The organism is Shewanella sp. A22, from assembly GCF_053850585.1.
In genome coordinates, this window is sequence record NZ_JBSQBN010000019.1 from 1 (window position 1) to 20,995 (window position 20,995).

Consider the following 20,995-nt stretch of genomic DNA (forward strand, 5'->3'; position numbering starts at 1 on the left):
GCAGTCGTATTTTGAAAGCATCTAACGAAGCATAAAGGACTTTGAAACCCGCCAGAATGGAATCTCTCAGGTATTCCACTTCTGTGTTACATCGATTTAAAAGGCAACAACCATTTCTAGATCAATGTGCCTTGAATTGAAAAACCTGAGAGACTCTGAACTGACCAGATATTTAATGAGATTGGTATTATACGTCAACATCGTATTAAGCTAATAGACAGTGCAAAACCAACCCTTGGGATCAACTCAGACTGAACAGCACATTAATGGCGTTTGTATAAGCAATAAAAAAGGTGGCTCTGTTGAGCCACCTTTTTACATTTTATTCTAAGTGATTTTGGGATTAACCGATCTTCACTCGTGCATTACGGAACATGCGCATCCATGGGCTGTCTTCACCCCAACTTTCTGGGTGCCACGAGTTGGCAACGGTTCTAAATACGCGCTCAGGGTGCGGCATCATAATTGTTACACGACCATCGGTAGTACAAATACCGGTTAACCCATTAGCAGAACCATTTGGGTTTTCTGGGTACTGAGTTGCAATTTGACCATGGCCATCAACATAACGCAGCGCAATAGTGCCTGATGCTTCTGCATTTGCTAATGCTTGTGCATTGGCAAATTCGGCCAAACCTTCTCCGTGGGAGACGGCAATAGGCATACGCGAACCGACCATACCTTCAAAGAATACCGACGGTGTTTGCTGCACTTCAACCAAACTGAATCGCGCTTCAAAACGCTCTGAACGGTTACGCACAAAATGCGGCCAATGCTCGCTACCTGGAATAATTTGTTTCAAGTTAGACAACATCTGGCAACCATTACATACTCCAAGCGCAATGCTTGAATCGCGTTCAAAAAAGCGACTAAACTCATCGCGGGCACGATCATTAAACAGTATCGATTTCGCCCAACCTTCACCAGCACCGAGTACGTCACCGTATGAAAAACCACCGCAAGCCACAAGGCCTTGGAATTCTTCTAAACTAATTCGTCCAGATAAAATGTCTGACATGTGCACGTCGCGGCTTTCAAAACCAGCTCGGTCAAAAGCGGCTGCCATTTCAACATGGGAGTTAACACCCTGCTCACGTAAAATAGCCATTTTAGGTGCTGCACCTTTAAGAATATAAGGTGCGGCCACATCTTCACTTGGATTAAATCCTAACTTGACTGTTAAGCCTGGTGCATCTGCTTGTTGCTTAAGCTCAAACTCTTCTTTCGCACATTGTGGGTTATCACGCAGCGCTTGCATGCGATAAGTGGTTTCTGACCACAAAGTGCGTAATGCCGTGCGGCTATCAGCAAACATCACTCGCTCGCCATCGTTAATACTAATGTTATCTGCCGCATGTAAGCCACCAATGTGATTACATGTTACGCCTTTAGCCTCAAATTGTGTGGCAATGGCGATAGCGTCGGCTGCTCTGACTTGAATTACAGCACCAAGCTCTTCGTTAAATAAACGTTCTAAATCAGTACCATTCAAGCTAGCTAAATCAATCGCTAACCCTGTATTACCAGCAAATGCCATTTCCACTAAAGTGGTAAATAAGCCACCGTCACTGCGATCGTGATAAGCCATAACGGCTTGTTCAGCGACTAGCTGCTGCATCACTTCAAAGAAACCAGCCAAGTTAGCGGTTTTATCTAAAGTGGGTGCGATATCACCTAGTTCACTGTAAACCTGGGCTAAACAAGAACCGCCTAAACGATTTTGGCCATTACTGAGGTCCAGCATTAATAATGCGCTGTCACCTTTATCACCGCGAAGTTCTGGCGTTACCGTTTTACGAATGTCTTGCACCACACCAAAGGCGGTGATAACTAACGACATAGGTGAAGTAACGGTTTTTTGAGTGCCATCATCTTCCCATGCAGTTTTCATCGACATGGAGTCTTTACCAACCGGAATCGTAATACCAAGTTCTGGACAAAGGTCTTCACCAATCGCTTTAACGGCTTGATATAAACCGGCATCTTCACCTGGATGACCCGCTGGCGACATCCAGTTAGCAGACAATTTAATACGCTTGAACGAGCCAATATCAGTACCAGCAATGTTCATAATCGATTCAGCAACCGCCATACGGGCAGAGGCGTCAAAGTTGAGTAAAGCTAACGGAGTACGCTCACCCATCGACATCGCTTCACCGCAGTAACTGTCATAACTTGATGCGGTAACCGCACAATCAGCAACAGGCACCTGCCATGGGCCAACCATTTGGTCGCGATTCACTAACCCCGTAACGGAACGGTCACCAATGGTGATAAGGAAGGTTTTGTCTGCCACGGTTGGCAAGGTTAAAATGCGCTTAACGGCATCTTTTAAATCAATTTTAGTTTGATCTAACGCTGGCGATACCGCTTGGGAAGTCACCACATCACGGCTCATTTTAGGTGCTTTACCTAACAAAACTTCAAGCGGTAAATCAATCGGCTTGTTGTTAAAATGGCTGTCGGCAAGGGTTAAATGCATTTCTGCGGTTGCTTCACCAACAACCGCAAATGGCGCGCGTTCACGGGCACAAATATCAGCAAACTGTTGTAAGTTCTCTGGTGCAACCGATAATACATAACGTTCTTGTGATTCATTACACCAAATTTCAAGCGGGCTCATACCAGGCTCGTCTGAAGGAACATTACGTAAATTGAATACCCCACCACGATCGGCATCATTCACTAACTCAGGGAATGCATTTGATAATCCACCCGCACCCACATCGTGAATAAATTGAATAGGATTGGTGTCACCTAATTGCCAGCAACGGTCGATCACTTCTTGGCAACGGCGTTCCATTTCTGGATTCTCACGTTGTACCGATGCAAAATCTAAATCTTCGCTAGACTGACCAGACGCCATAGAAGATGCTGCACCACCACCTAAACCAATGTTCATTGCAGGTCCGCCAAGCACAATAAGCTTAGCGCCCACGGTAATTTCGCCTTTCTGAACATGTTCTTCACGGATATTACCTAAGCCACCAGCAATCATGATTGGCTTATGATAACCACGAACTTCAACACCATTATGACTAGAGACTAATTGCTCGTATGTACGGAAATAGCCGGTTAACGCTGGGCGACCAAACTCATTATTAAATGCGGCACCACCAAGTGGCCCTTCGAGCATAATTTCTAATGGTGTGACAATACGGTCTGGCTTACCGTAATCAGCTTCCCAGGGTTGTACAAAGCCAGGGATTTTTAAGTTAGAAACGGTAAAACCAGATAAGCCCGCTTTAGGTTTAGAGCCTCGACCAGTGGCACCTTCATCGCGAATTTCACCACCAGAGCCTGTAGCCGCACCAGGATAAGGGCTAATGGCGGTAGGATGGTTGTGCGTTTCAACTTTCATCAACACGTGCATTGGTTCAGTGTGATAGTGATAAACACCATCGGGATCAGGGAAAAAACGACCCGCAACAGAACCCGTCATCACCGCGGCATTATCTTTGTAAGCCGATAACACGTAATCAGGTGTCATTTCGAAAGTGTTTTTAATCATTTTGAACAATGACTTTGCCTGTACTTCGCCATCGATTGTCCAATCAGCATTAAATATTTTGTGGCGGCAATGTTCTGAGTTTGCTTGAGCAAACATCATTAATTCAATGTCGTTTGGGTTGCGCTTTAAACGAACAAAGTTTTCAACTAAATAGTCAATTTCATCATCTGCAAGTGCCAAGCCTAACTTCACGTTAGCCACTTCTAATGCGCGACGACCTTCAGCCAGAATATTCACACTACTAAACTTAGCGGGTTCAGTGTGAGCAAATAACACTTCTGCATCTTTAAATGCTGGCAAAATGACTTCAACCATGCGGTCGTGTAACAAACCTTGCAGTTGTTTTTGTTGGGCGGCGGTTAATGCTGAAGCCTCAACATAGTAAGCAATACCACGTTCAAGACGCTTAACCTTACCTAAACCACAGTTATGGGCGATGTCTGTTGCTTTAGAAGACCAAGGAGAAATGGTGCCAGAACGAGGTGTGACAAATAACAATGTACCTTGTGGGGCGTGGGACTCGATAGCCGGTCCGTAGGTAAGAATGGTTTCTAACTGAAGGCGCTCATTATCATCTAGTGGTTCGCTCAAATTAGCTAAATGAACATACTCAGCATAAATTTGAGATACTGGAATGGCTGCGTTTTCGCAAGCCTCCATGAGTTTTTGAACTCTAAATGCAGATAGTGCTGGGGCTCCGCGAATGATCTCAATCACGTCTATTCACCTTATAATATAATAGCAGGGTCAGAATTGGCGCTATTATAGGGAATTGCACACTACAAATCACCTTTAAGCACGGGTGAAAACAGTGTTTCCTTATAGCAAAAATATCTAGCATTATTGTTGACCCGTTTATCTTTCATGATGAATCTGTTAGCTGTGATTCAACACAGAACGAATGAGGTATCGTTATGCAATATGAGTAAGCGAAAATGCAGGAAAAAGGTGTCGAAAACACTGACCTCGGATGATAAAGAAGCCTCGGTCGTATTTCGTTGATGACAACTTTATATCGAACAAAAAAAAACCATAATATGAGCGTTATTCGTACAACTATAGGCGTTTAGGAAAACTCCTGATAAAGTAAGCAAAAAAAGCCCCTTACCCCCTACATATTTAAAGGCTATTCAATCGGTATTACATTCGTTTCTGACACATTACTCATATGAGATTTGACGAAACAACTAAAGATAACCAACTAATAAATATGATCAAAAGCTTATTGTTAATTTTGCTCTGCGGGATACTATCCGCTTGCCAACCTGTTGATATTCAACAAGTTGATATAGCTGCGCCTGCACCTAAGCGTACCGTATTAAAGGTAGGGACCTTGTACGGCCCACAGATTTATCTTAATTCTGAACTGGGCGAAAGTGGCTTTGATTTTGAAATGGCGCAGCGCTTTGCTGATTATTTGGCCGTCCCGTTAGAGATGATCCCGTACACAAATCGCAAGCAATTATTCGCCGCATTAAAAGAAAATAAAATAGATATCATTGCTGCAGGTATCGCCAAAACCCCAAACCGCAGCCAACAATTTAAGCTCGGGCCGACCTTATATAAAGTCAATCAAGTGTTGGTGTATAAAGAAGGTACGCCAGAACCGAAAGACATTAGCACGCTGTCGGGCGAAATCACTGTCATGGCAAACTCTTCTTCGGTTAACACCTTAACTAAATTACAAAAAGACTATCCAGAGTTGATGTGGAATCAGGTGAACGACAAAGACAATGAAGAACTGTTTGCATTAATTGCCAACGGTGAGCTTAACTACACAATCTCAGATTCAAATAGTTTATTGATCAATCAACGTTTTTTACCCGAACTGCGCGCGGGAATGATTTTAGAAGAAAAAGTCGAAGTCGTGTGGCTTTTACCGCCGAATAACAGCGATCGTTTAATGAGCAAACTGTTAGCCTTTTGGCATAAAGAAAGACGCGCGGGAACACTTGAGCATTTAAACGAAAAATATTTTGGTCATGTTAAACGCTTTGATTATGTCGATACCCGCGCCTTTATTCGCGCCATTGATAACATTCTCCCTGAATATCGCAGTTTTTTCGAGCAGTATTCAGGAGAATTAGACTGGCGTAAATTGGCCGCCGCTAGCTACCAAGAATCACATTGGAACCCCAGCGCCCGTTCGCCGACAGGTGTTAGAGGCATGATGATGCTAACCCAACCCACTGCAAGTTATGTCGGGGTAGATAATCGCTTAGATGCAGAACAAAGTATTCGTGGTGGTGCATTTTATTTAAAAGACATGATGGAAAGATTGCCAGATTCTATCCCTGAAGCCCAGAGAATTTGGTTTGCGTTAGCCTCATACAATATAGGCTTAGGTCATGTGGAAGACGCACGTAGATTAACGGAATCAATGGAAATGGATCCCAGCGCATGGCGTGATGTTAAAAAAGTTTTGCCTTTACTACAACAATCTAAATACTATAAACAGACACGTTATGGCTATGCTCGCGGCAGTGAAGCTGTGCATTATGTAGACAGCATTCGTCGATACTACGACACCTTAGTTTGGGTCGATAATCAAACCAAAAAGATGGAAGTTATCGAAGATAACGAACAAATTGAAGTCATTGCGGAAGAAGACAACGCCGATGTACGAGTTTCAGCAGAATAATATTTATTCCCGATGGACTATCGCTAGCATGCTATATGATAATCGTCATAAAAATCAGGTAATATAAGCTTTATCTATACCGTTATAAAGCATGCTTACACATGTTATTTACCAACAACCTTGGTAAGGTTGGCCAATATTAAGGGCTCACGCTATGAGAAGAAGATCGATAAGCAACACCATGTCACGTCGTCGTGTCATGCTTAAAGTGCACAAAAACCGCATTCGAAATCGCATACGAGCACATTTTTTACTGACGGAAACAAATACTTAATCTTCTAATCATCATAGAATATCAATTAAACCAACACAGTTACAGTATATTAAAGCTCTCAATCAGTCTGTCTTTTTGCCAGCGCCTTGAGAGCTTTTTTTTCGGCTCGACGACGCTTAAAAAACGCACTTAATTGCGCCCCACACTCATCAGCCAACACCCCTGAAGAGACTTCAAGTTGGTGATTAGAAGCTGGGTGTCGCAGCAAATCAATCACACTACCCGCCGCGCCGGTTTTTAAATCATCTGCGCCATAAACGACCCGTGCAATACGGCTGTGCACCATGGCTCCAGCACACATAGTGCAGGGTTCTAAGGTGACATATAAAGTGGTGTCGAGCATACGATAATTCTCTAACACCTTACCAGCTTGGCGAATACACTCCATCTCAGCATGGGCTGTTGGATCATGATGTAAAATACTCAGATTAAAACCACTGGCTATCATCACATCGTCTTTAACCAACACGGCCCCCACAGGAACTTCGCCTTTAAGTTCTGCTTGTTCAGCAAGCTGTATTGCTAACCGCATCCACTTTTCATCAATTGCACACTGAATTTCGTTAACGGCTCCATTCGCGGTATTAACTAATGAGCTAGCAGCTGGTGAAACGGGTGTCTTTGGAATATCTGTCACGCTATTAACCTAGGTAATTGTTATGCTCAGTATTCTAGCAAATAAAAAAGACGCCGCAGCGTCTTTTTTAAATCAAACTAGGGTTACCCCCTACTGGGTTACTCCCATTCGATTGTTGCTGGTGGCTTACCTGAAATATCATAAACCACACGTGAAATACCATCGACTTCATTGATAATCCGGTTAGAAACGCGACCTAAGAAATCATATGGTAAATGGGCCCAATGTGCAGTCATAAAGTCGATGGTTTCTACCGCACGCAGCGATACAACCCAATCATATTTACGGCCATCACCCATTACGCCTACCGAACGAACCGGTAAAAACACCGTAAAGGCTTGGCTAACTTTATTATATAAATCAGCTTTATGCAGTTCTTCAATAAAAATCGCATCGGCGCTACGAAGTAAATCACAATATTCTTTTTTCACTTCACCCAGTACACGCACACCTAGACCAGGCCCAGGGAACGGATGACGATAAAGCATGTTATACGGCAGACCTAACTCTAAACCAATTTTACGCACTTCATCTTTAAATAACTCACGCAGCGGTTCAACTAAGCCAAGATCCATGTCGTCAGGTAAACCGCCAACATTGTGGTGCGACTTAATGACATGGGCTTTACCCGTAGCACTGCCTGCTGATTCAATTACGTCAGGGTAAATAGTCCCTTGCGCTAACCATTTAGCATTAACACATTTTTTTGATTCTTCATCGAAAATTTCTACAAACACACGACCAATGATTTTACGTTTAGCTTCAGGTTCTGCCTCACCAGCCATCGCATCTAAGAAACGGTTTTCAGCATCAACATGGACAATATTAAGCCCAAAATGATCGCCAAACATTTCTAACACTTGATCGGCTTCGTTCAAACGCAATAAGCCGTTATCAACAAACACACAGGTGAGTTTATCGCCAATCGCGCGGTGTAATAACATCGCCACAACAGATGAATCTACGCCACCAGATAAACCAAGAATGACTTCATCATCACCAATTTGTTCTTTCAAACGCTCAATGGCATCTTCAATAATTGATGATGGTTTCCAATTAGCCTCACAACCACAAATGTCTAGCGCGAAATGCTCTAGCATACGCTGACCTTGGCGAGTGTGGGTCACTTCAGGGTGAAACTGTACACCATAGAAACCTTTCTCTTCATTGGCCATCGCCGCAAAAGGGCAAGTTGAGGTTTTTGCAACAGTCACAAAGCCTTCAGGGATTGCCGACACTTTATCACCATGGCTCATCCACACATCAAGCAATGGTTTACCTTCTGCGCTTACGGCATCTTCAATGCTTTTAAACAAGGCTGATGGGGTTTGTAATTCAATTTGTGCGTAACCAAACTCACCTTCACCCACGCCTTGAATCACTTTGCCACCAAGCTGTTCTGACATGGTTTGCATGCCGTAACAAATACCTAAAACAGGTACTCCGGCAGTAAACACATATTCAGGTGCCCGAGGGGAATTATCTGCAGTAACACTTTCAGGGCCACCAGCTAAAATAATTCCATTTGGGGCAAACTCACGAATTTGCGCTTCGCTCACATCCCACGCCCATAACTCACAATACACACCAATTTCACGGATACGACGCGCAATAAGTTGAGTGTACTGAGAACCAAAATCGAGGATTAGAATCTTATGATCGTGAATATTACTCATGAATAACCTTTACATATTAATTAAGTGTAATAACTCGCATCCAACTGATGCGGGCACATTAGCGCTAATAAACAAGGGCGACATAATGTCGCCCTTACAGTAATTATGAACGATAGTTTGGTGCTTCTTTGGTAATGGTCACGTCATGTACGTGTGACTCACCCATACCTGCTGAAGTCACTCTTACAAACTGCGCTTTTTCATTTAACTCTTTAATGGTAGCGCAGCCCGTTAAGCCCATGCATGAACGCAAACCGCCCATGTGTTGGTGAATAATTTCTTTCAACTTACCTTTGTAAGGCACACGGCCTTCAACCCCTTCAGGCACTAGTTTGTCTGCAGCGTTGTCACTTTGGAAGTAACGATCAGATGAACCTTGAGTTTGGCCCATTGCGCCTAGCGATCCCATGCCACGGTATGACTTATAAGCTCGGCCTTGGTAAAGTTCAGTTTCACCAGGGGCTTCTTCAGTACCAGCAAACATAGAACCCGCCATGATACATGATGCACCTGCGGCTAATGCTTTGGCTAAGTCGCCAGAAAAACGAATACCGCCATCAGCAATCACTGGAATGCCTAACGCTAGAACCGCTTCTGCAGCGTCTGATACCGCAGTAATTTGTGGCACACCAACACCCGTTACAATACGAGTAGTACAAATTGAACCTGGGCCAATACCCACTTTAACGGCGTTAACGCCCGCTTCAACTAGCGCAAGTGCGCCAGATGCAGTGGCAACGTTGCCACCCACAATTTGTAAGTCAGGGTATTTTGCTCTGGTGTCACGAATGCGCTGTAATACGCCTTCTGAGTGACCATGCGATGAGTCTATCAATAACACGTCAACACCGGCTTTTACGAGCGCGTCAACACGTTCTTCATTGCCAGGACCTGCGCCGACTGCTGCGCCAACACGTAAACGACCTAATTCGTCTTTACATGCGTTTGGCTTGCGTTCCGCTTTTTCGAAATCTTTAACAGTGACGAGACCTTTAAGTTTAAAGTTGCTGTCAACCACTAAGATTTTTTCAATACGATGAGAATGCATTAACTTTTGCACTTCATCTAATTTAGTGCCTTCCGTCACGGTGACGAGACGATCTTTGGGCGTCATCATGTCGGCAACCGTTTTGCTCCAGTCCGTCACAAACCGCACGTCACGCCCCGTAATAATACCCACAAGCTCGTGTGCGTCATTTACCACGGGGTAACCGGCAAAACCGTTACGTTCAGTTAATAAACGTAAATCAGTAAGGCTGGTGGCGGGGGTAACAGTAACGGGGTCTTGAACAATACCGGCTTCATAACTTTTAACTTTACGGACTTCTTCGGCTTGTTGCTCAATACTCATGTTTTTATGAACAAACCCTAAACCACCTTCCTGCGCCATCGCAATCGCAAGACGAGATTCAGTCACAGTGTCCATAGCGGCAGACACAAGTGGAATATTTAATTCGATTTTGTTCGTTAAACGAGTTTTAAGAACTGCGGTATTAGGGAGTACGGTCGAGTGGGCAGGAACCAACAACACATCATCAAAGGTTAGTGCATCTTTCAGTAAACGTAACATGGCAACATCTCCCTAGTAAGTAGGATTTGAGGTGAAATATTGCGGCGAGATTATACCTTGCATATTGCTGTTGGTAAATGGAAAATAGATTTTTATTAACGTTAGAATGAGAACTCTCATGAGTGCCACAAAAAACAATGTTTACAGTGTGTCGCAATTAAATAGCGAAGTGAGGCATATTCTTGAAGGTCAAATCGGTAAAATTTGGCTAAATGGTGAAATATCAAACTTTTCGGCACCCAGCTCTGGGCATTGGTATCTCACTTTAAAAGACGCTCATTCACAGGTTCGTTGTGCCATGTTTAAGGGCCGTAATCAATCTGTTCGCTTTAAACCCATCAATGGTCAACAGGTGTTAATTAAAGGTTCCATCAGCGTTTACGAACCTCGTGGCGATTATCAACTACTACTTGAGTCAATGTTACCTGCAGGTGACGGACTACTGGCACAAGAATTTGAAGCATTAAAACTAAAATTGGCCGCTGAAGGCTTATTTGCACTAGAAACCAAACGCCCTATTCCAACCAATATCCAACGAATTGGGGTCATTACATCGGCAACAGGCGCAGCACTACGAGACATATTGCATGTATTAGCACGTCGAGATCCCTCTATCGAAGTGATTGTGTACCCCACTCAAGTACAAGGTGCCACGGCCAGCCAATTAATCTGCCAAGCGATTGTTGCTGCAAACCAACGCATGGAAGTTGATGTTCTGCTGCTTACCCGTGGAGGCGGTTCGTTAGAGGATTTATGGTGTTTCAACAGCGAACATTTAGCCCATGCTATTTATAATAGCGCCTTACCGGTTGTCAGTGCTGTTGGTCATGAAATTGATACCACCATTAGTGACTATGTTGCCGATGTTCGCACGCCAACACCGTCCGCAGGTGCAGAGTTATTGTCAAAAGACAAAGGCAATAAAGCAGAAAAATTGGCATTGTTGTTATCGCGTATGCAACAAGGCATGAAACATTACCAATTACAGCAGTATGGACGCTTAACTCAGTTATCCCATCAACTGCAACGCCATGAGCCACAACGTAAACTGCAGCAATTTGAACAACGTTTTGATGAAATACAAATGCGTTTAGAAAATGCCTTACAGCATAAGCTCAGCCGGTTAACTTTACGCCACCAGCAATTACATAATCGCTTACAGCAACGATCGCCGATTAATACTCTAACCCTAGAAACGAATCGATTGTCATACCTGCAAACTCGTTTGGTTGATGTAATACAGCATAAATTGACGCAATCAGAACAAAAACTGACTAACGCTGCACATCAGCTTGACACTGTGAGTCCGTTGGCCACATTAAGTCGTGGTTATTCAATAACGAAAGACAACAATGGCAAAGTATTATTTGATATTGCTAATGTAAAATCGGGGGATGAAATTAACACTCAACTTGCACAAGGCAACATAGCCTCAATAGTTAAATAACTAAATAGTTATGATAAGTCGTGGTAAACACGCTACATAGACGGGTTAACAAGCAAATATAATCATAAAAAATGGCACTAAGTGAATCAATCACTTAGTGCCATTTTTGCCTTGAATCACCTTAAAATATTACTTACCTATAGGCGTTAGCACTATTTCTACGCGGCGATTTTGAGCACGACCACTTGCAGTAGCATTGCTTGCAATTGGGCTAGACTCACCCATACCAGTAGACGATACGCGTGAACCACTGATGTTTTGGCTCGTAAGATACTGGGCAACTTCACTTGCTCGTACTTGCGATAAACGCAGGTTGTAAGAGTCAGAACCCGAACTGTCGGTATAACCAATCACGTTTAAGCGAGTATCATCATATTCTTTGGCAACTAATACCACACTGTTTAATACTGATTTAGCGCGTGAACTTAAGACGGTTTGATCAACGGCAAAGGTCACTTCATTGGGCATATTCAATACAATAGTGTCACCGTTTCGAGTCACACTCACACCCGTTGAACTAAGTTGTTTACGTAACTCAGCCTCTTGCACATCCATATAATAACCAATACCGCCACCGACAGCAGCACCTGATGCAGCACCAATTAACGCACCTTTACCGCGATCGCTTTTACTTGATGAGGCCACACCAATAACTGCACCGCCAATTGCACCTATAATTGCACCATTGGTCGCTTTGGCATTTTCTGATTCGCCTGTATAAGGGTTAGGTAATTGACAACCAGACAACAACAGTGTCGCCCCCATTAATGAACCGCATAACAACGATGTTTTTAACTTAACTAGCATACACACTCCTAAATAACCTCAGTTTGGATTAAGACATGGAATAACGTTATTACTCCAAACAGAGATTGAATGACTTATTCTTGATGATAAATAAAAACTAACAATATCAAAAACCTCGATTCTACCTTAGATAAATTCAATCATTGCGTTATTTTTTGTTCATATAAAATCGACGAAACCAAGCAAAGCTCCCAAGCAAGCCAAAACTTAACCAAGATAAAGCCCCGCCAGAATGCTCAGTTTCGATATACACCTCTTCAACATAAACAGTATCACGATCACTACTTTCAAGTGGTAAAGCATAAAGATGATTCGCGTTGTCGCTACTCACCGTTGCCACGGGGTCGCCATAGCCCAACTCATACAAATCTATTAATACATCATAATGATCGGTTTGATAACCACTAGCCAAGGTCGTCATCACTTCATAATCATCATCGCTAGAATTAGAATACAAACTAAAAACGTCAGTCGAATAATAATGAATCCAAGGGCCACCGTCTTGACTTAAATACAGCTCAGCAAATACATCACTTTGAATATCACCGGCACTACTATTAATATCAGCATCAAAGATCACACTAAACGTTTGATAAAAACCGTCGTAATCGTTGTCTTCAAGTAAAAAAGAGTCGGCACCATAGAACGAGAAGTCATAGTAAACCACCTGATTTTGCTGAGCTAAAACCCGCTGTTGTTGGCTTTCTTTAGTCGCAGCCTCTTTTTGATGTAAAGCCATCATTTGTTCACGAGTCACTTTTTGAGTCGTCGCCGCACGACCAGATAACACCATTGCTTGTTGATGTAGCTCTGCTACTCGCTGTTGAGTTTCAGTGTCTGAAATGATTGCAGAGGTATCAAGTTGGCGCGCTTGACTAAAGGCACCACTCACTTGACTAGTAGACTCTTCAGCACTGAATGCCGCACTTGAACTTAGCCCTAACGCACAAGCAACACATAAGCTTAATCCCAACTGAAACTGTTTACGACTTGGGGCTATGTTGAGCATCTTATTTGAATGTTGTTTCATGGTTATTCCTCACAACCGTAAATGTTGCAATCATTAAAGCCCACTTAAAATGAACACAAGCTGAACATCAACTCCGCAGCATTATTTAATACCCAATAAGGCTGCTAATACTTGTTATTCAGTTAATGTTCATCTGTTACCCCGTATACTGTACTGACAAAACATTCAGACATTGGTTAGTTTGAAATAAAGCGGTTTATATCGACTTATCACTTCTCTTATACTGAGTTGAGTTATAAGTAGATGTTTCTATATAAAAAGGGATCTTTTACACTAGTAATAATGAGGTTATTAGGATTAATACAATGCAGCGTATGCTCAAGCTCAGTGCCACTCTATTAGGCTTAATATTAGTAATGTCATCACCCAGCTTTGCTGGTACTTCGCTGGTGTCTGCATTAAGTTCATCCGCTGGGTTACAGCTTGTCCCAGGCCCTAAAAATAATCGCCAAGACAATAATTTAGTCGTGACCAGTTCACAACAAGCCATTCAAATAGCCAAACGCAGTTATTCAGGCAAAGTGTTAAAAGTACAATCAGCTAATGTCAACGGACATCCAGGGTATCGAGTTAAATTACTCACCAATGATGGGGTAATTTTTTATGTGTCAATTGACGCCAGCAATGGCTCGGTCACAAGGAACTAGTCCATGAGATTATTATTAGTTGAAGACGATTTAGCCTTACAAGATAATATCAAACAACATCTTATTGAAGCGCAGTATACTGTTGATGTCGTAAGCGATGGTGAAGAAGGTTTATTTCAAGCGCAAGAATATCAATACGATGTGGCTATTATAGATGTTGGTTTACCTAAGCTCGATGGCTTGTCATTAATCAGCCAATTACGAGAGCAAAACATCAGCTACCCAGTTATCATTTTAACCGCTCGAGACAGCTGGCAAGACAAAGTGGTTGGATTAGATGCTGGCGCTGATGATTATTTAAGTAAGCCGTTTCAACTAGAAGAATTAGTCGCCCGTATCAATGCATTAATTAGGCGTTCGGCAGGTAAAGCCAGCCCTGTGATTCAAAACGGTCCCTTTAGTATTAATACCCGCAGCTTAGAGATTAAAAAGGATCTCCAAAGCGTTAATTTAAGTGGGTCTGAATACAAATTATTTGAATACCTTATGTTACATCCAGGTTCGGTGCATTCGAAAAGCAGTTTAATTGAACACATTTATGATCAAGATTTTGACTTAGACTCTAACGTTATTGAAGTGTTTATTCGTCGCCTTCGCAAAAAGCTCGATCCAGACAACCAGTACCAACTAATTGAAACTTTGCGCGGCCAAGGGTATCGACTGCGTCAATTAGGTCAGCATGAATAAATTACTGGACTCACTTAAAGTTCGCATTGTTATTAGTGCGTTACTGCTAATTTTGGTGTTATTACCTATTATTGGTGTAACAGTATACAATGCCTTTGAAACCCAAATAAATGTGGCCGCTAAAAACCAATTAAAAGCATATGTTTATTTAGTGTTAGCAATGGCAGAAGTTGAAGATAATCAACTGCAAATGCCAGAACATTTACTCGAAAATCAGTTTAATGTAATTGGTTCTGGTCTTTATGCGTTAATTACCACCAAAGACAGCCAACCACTGTGGGCCTCTCACTCTTTTTTAGGTTTAGACACGCCAATTAACTTACCCATACTCGCAACAGGTAAAAGCGTGTTCAATTCAGTCATCATTAATGATAAGCCACAGCTGATATATAGCTTTAGCGTTAGTTTTGCCACCAGCAAACAACCTTTCACGATGACGCTGCACATTATAAAAGACCAACAAGAATACTTACAACAAATCAAAAACTTCTCTAATACCTTGTGGACTTGGTTACTTATTTTAACCGCCTTATTAGTTATTGTTCAGTTAAGCTGGTTGCTATGGACGCTAAAGCCTTTAGGTCAATTTAGCCAAGAGCTCAGTGCAGTAGAGCAAGGTTCTTCAACACAACTCAGTAACCACTATCCGGTAGAACTGCAAAAAGTGGCCAAACAATTAAATACCTTACTGCAAACCGAACAAAACCAGCGCAAACGTTATCGCAACGCCCTGGCAGACCTTGCCCATAGCTTAAAAACCCCACTTGCGGTAATGCAAACACAAGCTGATTTAAGTGACGCATCGCTGAAACAAATTAATCGTATTAATCAAATTATCGCATACCAACTAAAACGGGCTCAAAGTGCTGCTGGCAGCGGTTGGCATTTAGGGGTCAGTGTCGACGATATTGTTGCCAGCTTAGTGCGCACATTAAGCAAAATATACCAACAACAACAGCTCAGTATTGAGTATCAGGGCGATCCAGATGCCCGCTTTAAAGGCGATGGGGCGGACTTAACCGAAATGCTCGGCAATGTATTCGACAATGCCTGCAAAGCCGCCAAACACCAGGTCTTGGTGACGGTAAAGCAACAGCAAAATCGTTTACGAATTTGTGTGGAAGACGATGGCGCTGGAGTGCCGATAGATAAACAACAACAGATTTTTGAACGAGGCATGCGCGCAGATACATACGAGCAAGGCCATGGCATTGGCTTGGCGATTGCGCGCGACCTAGTCAACAGCTATCACGGCACACTTACAGTAAGTCAATCAGCTACCTTAGGCGGCGCAGTATTTGAGTTTGAATTTACACATTAATAACCCACACTTAGGCAATAGATCGCATATGTCTCGCTTGGCTTAAAAACCTAATCACTTTTTAGCCTTCAGCTTATGTTCATCTTCGACTCGTTATTATCGAGTTAACAGTCATCAATGACACTGGAGATAACATGAAAAAAGCCATTCACGTACCCATTCAGGCATTACTCGCCTTAGCCTTGGTTTGTATGCCATTAACACATGTGCAGGCAGCGCAACCAACAGAGTCATATACTTACACCGCCCAAGATGAAGTTGTTAGCGATGCTGAATTAGCCCAAATGCTCGCCCCCATTGCACTATATCCTGACAGTTTATTAACGCATATCTTAATTGCGTCTACTTATCCGTTAGAAATTGTCCAAGCCAAACGTTGGTTATCAAGCCAAGGTAATAACGACACAAACCAAATAATGACAGCAGTTGAGTCACAAGACTGGGACCCAAGCGTAAAAGCCTTAGTGGCTTTCCCTAATGTTCTCGATCGTTTAAATGATGATTTAGCTTGGACCCAAAGTGTAGGCGATGCATTTTTACAAGATGAAGGCCGAATGCTAGACAGTATTCAAACCCTAAGACAACAAGCTGATGAAGCCAATAATTTGGCCAACCTTGAGCAAGTAAAAGTCACGCGAGTTGAACGCAGGATTATCATTGAATCGGTTCGTCCAGAAATCATTTATGTGCCTTATTACGACAGCCGTATCGTTTACGGCAACTGGCGCTGGAACCGGTACCCGCCAATTTATTGGAATGCGCCAGCTTATGTGCATTATCGCCCTAACCACAGTGCCATTTATTGGAACAGCGGAGTACGCATTAGCTTTAACTTCTTCTTTAGTGGTTTCCAGTGGCATGACCGCCGTGTGATTGTGGTACCTGTACGTCAACACTATCGTTACTACACACCACGTAAAGTAAGTTACAGCAATGGTGCCCAACATTGGCAACATAAACCTAAACATCGCAAGGGCGTGGCGTATCGCAGCCAGGTGATCAGTAAACGTTACAATGGCCATTATGAAAAACGTAATCAGCCAGTGAGTTATTCACGTGAACCTAAACGTCAACAGGTAAGCCACAGCGTTAAGCAAGACAAACGCAGCGAGAAAGCAGTGGTAAGAAGTGTGAACCACAATGACCAAGCTAAACACAAAAGCACCCAGTTAAAACGCGAGTTAAGTCAGCAACGTCAACCGACTACAAACACTAAGTCATTTGATCGTAAAGGTGAGCCAATAAAATCAAGCTATAGTCGTCAACGCGATGTTGCCAAAACTAACCCTAGAAATGAGGCAAAATCAGTAGTTAATGTAACAAGTAAGCCAGGTACACAAACATTACAACAAGCTCAGCGTAACACCCGAGTTGAAAAAGCACGTCAACCGCAAGTTAACCAGATGCGCAGTCAACAACAGCAAGTTAAGCAAACTAGCAGGAGTCAACCGCAAAAAACGCAAGTTCGCTCAACGACTAGATCTGCGCCTCAGCAGGCTTCACGCTCAGTGAGCAAGCAACGTGATAGTTCATCATCACGCACTAGCCAGTCAAGGGAAAATAAGTCATCGAGAGAAAGACAGTAAGCAGTAATCAGGTAGCAGATAACAGATAAAAACAATATGAGTCGATAACCTTTCTCATGTTGTTTTTATCGATTTAAATTAAACTTGTGCGCGAGGTAATACGATACACACATCCAGTCCATGAGGTTGTACCCGACTAAAAGTCAGCTCGCCATGATGTAAGCTGATAATGTGCTGACAAATAGACAATCCTAAACCCGCACCTTGTGAGGTGTTTTCATCGACACGATAAAATCGATTTTTGGCTAAAGCAATTTCCTCATCTGACATACCGCAACCTTGGTCAGCCACACAAATCATAGTCTGTTGCTCGTCCTGAGTAACCTTAATGCTTATCAATGATTCTGTAGGGCTATATTTACAGGCGTTTTCGATAATATTTTTCAGTACTAATTCGATGTAAAACGGATCGACATTGATGATCATATCTTTAGGCACAACGATATACCACTCGTAATCGGCAATGATATGTACTAACTGATTTATCACATTCTCTATAATATTCTGCAGCTTACAATCGGTTTTATTTAACGCCTCAATGGCATCAACTCGTGATAATAACAACAACTGCTCTACTGTATGGCTAATACGATTTACCCCCTCGCCTATAGCTTCAATGTAAGGCAAGGTAGCTTGCTTAACGTCTGGGGATTGACTGCTCAGCACGTCGCTTAAGCCGTCGCTGTGTAACTTTATAATGGCTAATGGGGTTTTAAGTTCATGGGCTGCATCGGCACTAAAACGACGTTCACGGATCATAGTCTCGCTAATACGCAGTAGATAGCTGTTAAGCGCTTTTTGGGTGGATGCCAATTCCGTCGGTAGAGTGAAATTGATTGGGCTTAAGTCTTGGGCCGGACGTTTGTCTAAATGGCGTTCTAATAACTTAACTGGTTTAAATAAGTAATAAGTTAGCACCAACATAAAAAACATCATAATAGGGGTAATGATTAACGGTGCTCGCCAATTGTTGCTGATGATTAATGACACTAACTCTTGCCTAACATCATCACGCTGCGCAGTAATGATCCAGACTTGGTGCGGTTCTGAGAAAAAACTGTACACATGCCATAATTCATTGTTTATGCTACGAGTATCATAACCTGGGGTAAAAGTGGTTAATTTTTGTTCCCCAGAACTGTCAGAATACGCCAGTATCTGCCCTGAACTAGACAATAATTGAAAAGATAATTTGTGTTCATAAGATAAGGTACTAGGATTGGCTTGCTCAGCAAATGTTTCAATTTTCGAATCATCGACATGAAATAAGATTGGCTGAGATATCAATTGTGCCAACTGATCTTCTGTTAGCTGATCCACATAAAATTGTTCAAGCATTTTGGCGGTTTGTACCATTTGAGCATCAAACAACTCTTCCACTTCATGTATGGCATCACGGGTGCTTAGTATGCTCGAGAAGGTTACCGTGAGGACAATACCGACTAGCATAATCAAACTAAGTAATAATCGTAATGAAAACATAATGTCCTTATTGAACTGAATACTATCAATCGGCAGCTTGGGGCTATCGACCATTTAATTTATCTCACTCATCAATAAATTATGCGATCTCATTTAAAATATAACCAATACCTCGTACCGTTTTAATCAATTCAGTGGCGGTTTTTTTACGTAAATGATGTATATGCACTTCAATCGAGTTACTGCCAACTTCATCCCAACCATAAGTTAACTGCTCTAGCTGATTTCGGGTCAACACACGCCCAGCAGATTGAGCGAATTCTAACAATAATTGGTATTCACGCCGAGAAAGAGAAATCAGTTGATCACGAAAATGCACTTCACAGCGAGTAAAATCAATGGTTAATGTCCCATAGCTGAATTGGTTATGGTCTAAACCATGCTGACGACGAATAATCGCTTTTAGTCTGGCAATCAGCTCTCTTACATCAAAAGGCTTACTTAAATAATCGTCGGCGCCAATATCTAAACACATTAAGCGGGTGTCAAAATCCGTGTTTGCGGTCAACACAATAATGGGTAACGAAACACCATTTTTGCGCCACTGTTTTAACAGGTCGGCACCATTGCCATCGGGTAAACTAAGATCCAAAATAATTGCACTAAAATCTTCATTGTTTAAGGCGACTTGAGCTTGATGATATGATGCTAAATGATCAACCTGAATGCCTTCTTTGGCTAAGCTCATAACGATACCTTGCGCTAAAAGCTTATTGTCTTCTATTAATAATACCCGCATTCATTTTCCTTTATCATTAACGAAACACCTTAAAATCAACACCTTGTTGCTGTAAAAAAACCTCTGCATCCGGCCCTTTTAACATCGACATAGTCGCTAACATACCCGCCATAACACAATTAGGGGCCAATACAGTAACAGATAACGGCGCCTGCTCTACGGGGTAGCCTGTTTTAGGGTTAATAATATGCCCATAGCGTTTACCATCTACCTCAATATAGCGGCGAGTATTACCACTAGTAGCTAATGCCCCTTGGCGAATGGTTAACAGTGCCGCAGCATTGTCAAGTTTTTGAGGATTTTCAATCCCCACTTGCCAGCCATTATTGTTGAGAATTGGGCAAGCAATATCGCCACCAAAGTTGACTAATACCGAATAATTTGGCCAACGATTCACTAAAGTTTGTGCGGTGCGATCAACCGCATATTCCTTACCGATACCGCCAAAATCGACACTCATGTCTGCTGGCATACAAACGCTGTTGTTAGTTAATGCAATACGAGCAAAACCCACCTTAAGCAAACTTGCATCAATCTCAGTTTGTAACGGCACACCATGGCTACCGTCAAAGCGCCACAACGCCATTAATGGACAAGCACTGATATCGAATGCCGATTCACTTAATTGAAAACACTGTTGAGCAAACTGAAATAAATGTGCTGTTTCGGCATCGATCGGTGTGGTTTCACCTTGGGCATGGTTTAACTGCCACACCACGTTACCTTCAATAAAACGGCTGAATTTATGTTCTATACGCTTTGCTTCATCATAAGCAATGTTCAGCATTTGCCTCGCTATGTGCTCGTCATCAACCGCCATTAATAATTCACACGGACTAGCCATAGCGCTAAATGAACCTAAAAAGCCCCAAGGACGAGGCTGTAAGCTCATCACCTTTGGGGCTTTTGACATTGTTTTGATTGGTTCAAGCAAATTAAA

The 20,995-nt window shown here is 42.5% G+C and carries 15 protein-coding genes; 6 read left to right on the plus strand and 9 right to left on the minus strand.

Going from position 1 to position 20,995, the window contains the following annotated elements; translation table 11 throughout:
* Positions 1-343 precede the first annotated feature (343 nt).
* A complete protein-coding gene (purL, locus tag ACWXWT_RS05390) occupies positions 344-4,225 on the minus strand; it encodes a phosphoribosylformylglycinamidine synthase (RefSeq protein WP_456040630.1) in 3,882 nt (1,293 codons plus the stop codon).
* 496 nt (positions 4,226-4,721) lie between these two features.
* On the opposite strand from purL, the gene mltF reads away from it, so the two are divergent.
* Positions 4,722-6,152 (plus strand): membrane-bound lytic murein transglycosylase MltF, encoded by a 1,431-nt coding sequence (gene mltF / locus ACWXWT_RS05395; RefSeq protein ID WP_456040596.1) that lies wholly within the window; start codon positions 4,722-4,724, stop codon positions 6,150-6,152.
* Positions 6,153-6,484: 332 nt separating this feature from the next.
* On the opposite strand, the gene tadA is transcribed toward mltF, so the two are convergent.
* The 3 genes from tadA to guaB all read right to left on the minus strand — a co-directional run bounded on the left by tadA (position 6,485) and on the right by guaB (position 10,309).
* Entirely contained in the window at positions 6,485-6,973 is a 489-nt protein-coding gene (tadA, locus tag ACWXWT_RS05400; protein ID WP_456040631.1) for a tRNA adenosine(34) deaminase TadA, read from the minus strand.
* A gap of 188 nt (positions 6,974-7,161) precedes the next feature.
* The gene (gene guaA, locus ACWXWT_RS05405) at positions 7,162-8,739 is read right to left on the minus strand and encodes a glutamine-hydrolyzing GMP synthase (protein WP_456040597.1); all 1,578 of its coding nucleotides are present in this window, start codon (positions 8,737-8,739) and stop codon (positions 7,162-7,164) included.
* 103 nt (positions 8,740-8,842) lie between these two features.
* Positions 8,843-10,309 (minus strand): IMP dehydrogenase, encoded by a 1,467-nt coding sequence (gene guaB / locus ACWXWT_RS05410; protein ID WP_456040598.1) that lies wholly within the window; start codon positions 10,307-10,309, stop codon positions 8,843-8,845.
* Between the two features lie 118 nt (positions 10,310-10,427).
* Between guaB and xseA the strand changes: the two genes are divergently transcribed.
* Entirely contained in the window at positions 10,428-11,756 is a 1,329-nt protein-coding gene (xseA, locus tag ACWXWT_RS05415; protein WP_456040599.1) for an exodeoxyribonuclease VII large subunit, read from the plus strand.
* A gap of 129 nt (positions 11,757-11,885) precedes the next feature.
* Here xseA and ACWXWT_RS05420 read toward each other — a convergent pair whose 3' ends face one another.
* Together ACWXWT_RS05420 and ACWXWT_RS05425 are read right to left on the minus strand one after the other, a co-directional pair.
* Complete coding sequence (locus ACWXWT_RS05420; RefSeq protein ID WP_456040600.1) at positions 11,886-12,563, minus strand: OmpA family protein; 678 nt, start codon at positions 12,561-12,563, stop codon at positions 11,886-11,888.
* 148 nt (positions 12,564-12,711) lie between these two features.
* On the minus strand, positions 12,712-13,593 hold the full coding sequence (locus ACWXWT_RS05425) for a choice-of-anchor H family protein (protein ID WP_456040601.1): 882 nt from the start codon (positions 13,591-13,593) through the stop codon (positions 12,712-12,714).
* 305 nt (positions 13,594-13,898) lie between these two features.
* Between ACWXWT_RS05425 and ACWXWT_RS05430 the strand changes: the two genes are divergently transcribed.
* The 4 genes from ACWXWT_RS05430 to ACWXWT_RS05445 all read left to right on the plus strand — a co-directional run bounded on the left by ACWXWT_RS05430 (position 13,899) and on the right by ACWXWT_RS05445 (position 17,834).
* On the plus strand, positions 13,899-14,240 hold the full coding sequence (locus tag ACWXWT_RS05430) for a PepSY domain-containing protein (RefSeq protein WP_456040602.1): 342 nt from the start codon (positions 13,899-13,901) through the stop codon (positions 14,238-14,240).
* A gap of 3 nt (positions 14,241-14,243) precedes the next feature.
* Complete coding sequence (locus tag ACWXWT_RS05435; RefSeq protein WP_456040603.1) at positions 14,244-14,927, plus strand: response regulator transcription factor; 684 nt, start codon at positions 14,244-14,246, stop codon at positions 14,925-14,927.
* The gene (locus ACWXWT_RS05440) at positions 14,920-16,248 is read left to right on the plus strand and encodes an ATP-binding protein (RefSeq protein ID WP_456040604.1); all 1,329 of its coding nucleotides are present in this window, start codon (positions 14,920-14,922) and stop codon (positions 16,246-16,248) included. Before ACWXWT_RS05435 ends, ACWXWT_RS05440 begins: the two co-directional genes overlap by 8 nt.
* Positions 16,249-16,382: 134 nt before the next feature.
* The gene (locus tag ACWXWT_RS05445; RefSeq protein ID WP_456040605.1) at positions 16,383-17,834 is read left to right on the plus strand and encodes a DUF3300 domain-containing protein; all 1,452 of its coding nucleotides are present in this window, start codon (positions 16,383-16,385) and stop codon (positions 17,832-17,834) included.
* A 78-nt stretch (positions 17,835-17,912) separates the two neighbouring features.
* Here the strand turns inward: ACWXWT_RS05445 and ACWXWT_RS05450 are convergent, their stop codons facing one another.
* The 3 genes from ACWXWT_RS05450 to ACWXWT_RS05460 all read right to left on the minus strand — a co-directional run bounded on the left by ACWXWT_RS05450 (position 17,913) and on the right by ACWXWT_RS05460 (position 20,968).
* Positions 17,913-19,316, minus strand: a complete 1,404-nt coding sequence (locus tag ACWXWT_RS05450) for a sensor histidine kinase (protein WP_456040606.1) — start codon at positions 19,314-19,316, stop codon at positions 17,913-17,915.
* 79 nt (positions 19,317-19,395) lie between these two features.
* Positions 19,396-20,055 carry a response regulator gene (locus ACWXWT_RS05455; RefSeq protein WP_456040607.1) on the minus strand — a complete coding sequence of 220 codons (660 nt, stop codon included), beginning with the start codon at positions 20,053-20,055 and terminating at the stop codon, positions 19,396-19,398.
* 16 nt (positions 20,056-20,071) lie between these two features.
* Positions 20,072-20,968, minus strand: a complete 897-nt coding sequence (locus ACWXWT_RS05460; protein ID WP_456040608.1) for an FAD:protein FMN transferase — start codon at positions 20,966-20,968, stop codon at positions 20,072-20,074.
* Between the last annotated feature and the right edge of the window lie 27 nt (positions 20,969-20,995).

What these genes read in the sequence shown, in the direction of transcription:
- mltF (WP_456040596.1), top strand. Translation starts at nt 4,722, where the DNA reads ATGATCAAAAGCTTATTGTTAATTTTGCTCTGCGGGATACTATCCGCT.
- guaA (WP_456040597.1), bottom strand. Translation starts at nt 8,739, where the DNA reads ATGAGTAATATTCACGATCATAAGATTCTAATCCTCGATTTTGGTTCT.
- guaB (WP_456040598.1), bottom strand. Translation starts at nt 10,309, where the DNA reads ATGTTACGTTTACTGAAAGATGCACTAACCTTTGATGATGTGTTGTTG.
- xseA (WP_456040599.1), top strand. Translation starts at nt 10,428, where the DNA reads ATGAGTGCCACAAAAAACAATGTTTACAGTGTGTCGCAATTAAATAGC.
- ACWXWT_RS05420 (WP_456040600.1), bottom strand. Translation starts at nt 12,563, where the DNA reads ATGCTAGTTAAGTTAAAAACATCGTTGTTATGCGGTTCATTAATGGGG.
- ACWXWT_RS05425 (WP_456040601.1), bottom strand. Translation starts at nt 13,593, where the DNA reads ATGAAACAACATTCAAATAAGATGCTCAACATAGCCCCAAGTCGTAAA.
- ACWXWT_RS05430 (WP_456040602.1), top strand. Translation starts at nt 13,899, where the DNA reads ATGCAGCGTATGCTCAAGCTCAGTGCCACTCTATTAGGCTTAATATTA.
- ACWXWT_RS05435 (WP_456040603.1), top strand. Translation starts at nt 14,244, where the DNA reads ATGAGATTATTATTAGTTGAAGACGATTTAGCCTTACAAGATAATATC.
- ACWXWT_RS05440 (WP_456040604.1), top strand. Translation starts at nt 14,920, where the DNA reads ATGAATAAATTACTGGACTCACTTAAAGTTCGCATTGTTATTAGTGCG.
- ACWXWT_RS05445 (WP_456040605.1), top strand. Translation starts at nt 16,383, where the DNA reads ATGAAAAAAGCCATTCACGTACCCATTCAGGCATTACTCGCCTTAGCC.
- ACWXWT_RS05450 (WP_456040606.1), bottom strand. Translation starts at nt 19,316, where the DNA reads ATGTTTTCATTACGATTATTACTTAGTTTGATTATGCTAGTCGGTATT.
- ACWXWT_RS05455 (WP_456040607.1), bottom strand. Translation starts at nt 20,055, where the DNA reads ATGCGGGTATTATTAATAGAAGACAATAAGCTTTTAGCGCAAGGTATC.
- ACWXWT_RS05460 (WP_456040608.1), bottom strand. Translation starts at nt 20,968, where the DNA reads ATGTCAAAAGCCCCAAAGGTGATGAGCTTACAGCCTCGTCCTTGGGGC.